This is a genomic window from Adlercreutzia sp. ZJ176 (assembly GCF_011038975.1).
In the GTDB taxonomy this organism is placed as follows: Bacteria; Actinomycetota; Coriobacteriia; order Coriobacteriales; family Eggerthellaceae; genus CAAEEV01.
Window position 1 is genome coordinate 1 of record NZ_JAAKEC010000037.1, and the last position, 3359, is coordinate 3359.

The 3359-nt window shown below is 67.3% G+C and carries 2 protein-coding genes; both read left to right on the forward strand.

The window, feature by feature from the left end; genetic code table 11:
- Positions 1–2346, forward strand: a 2346-nt coding sequence (locus G7Y50_RS11735) for a glycosyltransferase (RefSeq protein ID WP_165057093.1), incomplete at its 5' end; no start/stop codon positions are given.
- The coding region (locus G7Y50_RS11740) for a polysaccharide biosynthesis protein (RefSeq protein WP_304518509.1) at positions 2336–3359 on the forward strand (1024 nt) is incomplete at its 3' end. The genes G7Y50_RS11735 and G7Y50_RS11740, both read left to right, overlap by 11 nt.

Consider the following 3359-nt stretch of genomic DNA (forward strand, 5'->3'; position numbering starts at 1 on the left):
GACTATCCGAGCGGCCGCAGGGTCAACACCAGGCCGACGCCGCGAATGGGCGGAATCGCGGTCATGCTCGGGCTGATCGCCGCCTTCGCCGGCGCGCTGGCCCTCTCCGGGCCCCTCGGGTGGGAGCCTGCCGACGTCTTCCCTCCCGAGAGCGGCGTCAGCTACCTCGGCGTCGCCCTCTCCGTCCTCGTCATGTTCCTGACCGGCGCGATCGACGACGTCCGCCACCTCACGCCGATGAGCAAGCTCCTCTGGCAGGCGGTCGCGGCCTGCGTCGCGGCTGCGAGCGGAGTCCTCGTCGGGGACCTGATCAGTCCTGTTGACGACAGCCTCGTGACCCTTGGATGGGTCGCGTACCCGGTGACGGTCTCGTACCTCGTCTCGTTCGCCAACATCATCAACCTCATCGACGGCATCGACGGCCTGGCGACGGGCGTCGCGGCCATGGTCGGCGCCACGCTTCTCGCGGTCTCCCTCATGGCGGGGCGCCTGGACGCGGCGGCCCTCGCGGCGGCCCTCGTCGGCGCCGCGCTCGGCTTCCTGCGCTGGAACTTCAACCCGGCTAAGATCTTCCTGGGCGACTCAGGCTCGCTGACGGCAGGCTTCTGCCTCGGCCTGGCGGCGCTCATGGGAACCACGCACGTCACCAGCATCACATCGCTTCTGGTCCCCATGGTCATGGTCGGCGTCCCCATACTCGACACGCTCGCCGCGATCGTGCGGCGCACGCGCGTGGGCGTCAGCATAGGGACGCCCGACAAGGGCCACATCCACCACCGGCTCCTCGGCAGGGGCTACGGGCAGAGGGCGGCGGTCGCCATAATATACGGGTGCACGGCCCTGCTGTGCCTGTGCGCCGTCGCCGTCACGCAGGTGGGGGCGCTCTGGAGGGTGGTCATCGTCCTCGCGCTCATGGCCTGCGCCTTCCTCTGCGCCATGTCCCTGCGGATGTTCGTGCCCGTCGTGCGCAGGAGGTTCGACCCGGAGACCGGCGAGAACGAGGTCGTCCCCATCGGCGAGGTGGACGAGGCCGAGGACTACACCGAGGAGGAGGTCGCCTCGGCGATCCTCGGCGGCGTCGGGGGCGCGCCGCCCTCCAACGAGGACCTGCCCGAGACGGAACGCCCCTTGCGCATCCTGGCGGTGAGCCAGCACTACTGGCCGGAGCCGTTCGCCATCCCCGACGTCTGCGAGGGGCTCGCGGCCATGGGCCACAGCGTGACCGTCCTCACGGGAACGCCGAACTACCCGGACGGCGACATCTACCCGGGGTACGGAAAGGGCGCGCAGGCGTCCCAGGTGCGCAACGGCGTCCGCATCGAGCGGGTGAGGCTCGTCCCGCGCGGGCGCGAGGCCTGGCAGCGCGTGCTCAACTACTACAGCTTCAGCGCCAACGCGACCCGGGCGGCGCGAAAGATGGAACCCGGCTACGACGTGGTGCTGTCGTTCCAGACGTCGCCCGTCATGATGAGCAGGCCGGCGCTGGCCTACGGCGATAAGAACGACGTCCCCGTGCTGCTGTGGTGCCAGGACCTCTGGCCGGAGAGCCTGACCGTGGGCGGCGTCAAGCGCGGCTCCCTCGTCTACCGTCACTATGCGCGCGCCTCGCGCAAGATCTACTCCTCGGCGGACGCTCTCGCTGTGTCCTCGAGGACGTTCGGCGACTACTACAGGGAGCAGCTGGGGATGGAAGACGTGCGGCCGGCGTACCTGCCGCAGTACGCCGAGGACATCTTCGATAAGGAGGCTCCCAGGCGCGGGGAGTACGACCCCGCAAAGGTCAACCTCACCTTCGCGGGGAACGTCGGCGCCGCGCAGGCGGTGAGCACGTTCATTGAGGCGGGACACTACCTCGAGGACGACGACCGCTTCGCATTTCACGTGGTGGGATCGGGCTCCGAGCTCGAGACCCTGAGGAAGTACAAGGACGAGATCGGGGCGGGGTGCGTGACCTTCCACGGGCGACGCCCCCTCTCCGAGATGCCGTCGTTCTACGCCTCCTCGGACGCCATGGTGGCGACGTTCCAGGACAACCCGATCCTCGGCTACACGCTGCCCAGGAAGGTCACCTCCTACATGGCCGCGGGGAGGCCGGTCCTGGGGACGGTCGTCGGAGAGGCCCGCCGCGTCATCGAGGAGGCGGGCTGCGGCCTGTGCTGCGACGCCGAGGACCCCGCCGGGCTCGCCGAGATCTGCCGGCAGTTCGCCGACATGCCGCCCTCAGAGCGGGAGGCCATGGGCGCGAGGGGCAGGCGCTACTACGAGGAGCACTTCGCGAAGGAGCGCTTCTACGACGTTCTGGAAGAAGAGTTGCAGAGATTGAAAGGAACCGTGCATGGCAGCTGACATGGCCGCGTTCGCTGGCAAGGCGCTCATGATAACGGGCGGGACGGGGAGCTTCGGCTCGACCGTGCTCAGGCACTTCCTGGGCCCTGATGTGGGTGAGATCCGCATATTCTCCCGCGACGAGAAGAAGCAAGACGACATGCGGCACCTCCTGCAGAGGGTGAGCCCCGAGGCGGCCCATAAGGTCCGCTTCCACATAGGAAATGTGCGAGACCTCCAGTCTGTCCGCGACGCCATGCGCGGCGTGGACTATGTGTTCCATGCGGCGGCCTTAAAGCAGGTGCCCTCCTGCGAGTTCTTCCCCATGGAGGCCGTGCGCACGAACGTCATCGGCACTGACAACGTGCTGCACGCCGCCATCGCGGAAGGCGTCGAGCGAGTGGTGTGCCTGTCAACCGACAAGGCGGCCTACCCGATAAACGCCATGGGCAAGTCCAAGGCCATGATGGAGTCGGTCATCTACGCCAACGCCCGCAACGGCGCCGAGTCGGGCACGACGATCTGCTGCACGCGCTACGGCAACGTAATGTGCTCGCGCGGCAGCGTCATCCCGCTGTTCATCGACCGCATACGCAAGGGTCTGCCCCTCACGGTGACCGACCCGAACATGACGCGCTTCCTCATGAACCTCGACGAGGCGGTCGATCTTGTCTGCTTCGCCTTCGAACATGCGAACCCTGGAGATCTTTTCGTCCAGAAGGCCCCGGCTTCGACCGTGGGCGACCTCGCCGAGGCCGTGCAGGAGGTGTTCGGGCGCACTGGCACCCAGGTCATCGGCACTCGCCACGGAGAGAAGCTCTACGAGACGCTCATGACCTGCGAGGAGCGACTTCGCGCTGAGGACATGGGCGACTACTACCGCGTGCATGCCGACACCCGCGACCTCAACTACGACAAGTTCGTAGTGGAGGGAGATGTTAAGACCCAGGCCGAGGAGGCATACACCTCCCACAACACGACAAGGCTCGACGTGGCGGGCACGGTTGAGAAGATAAAGACCGCGGAGTACGTGC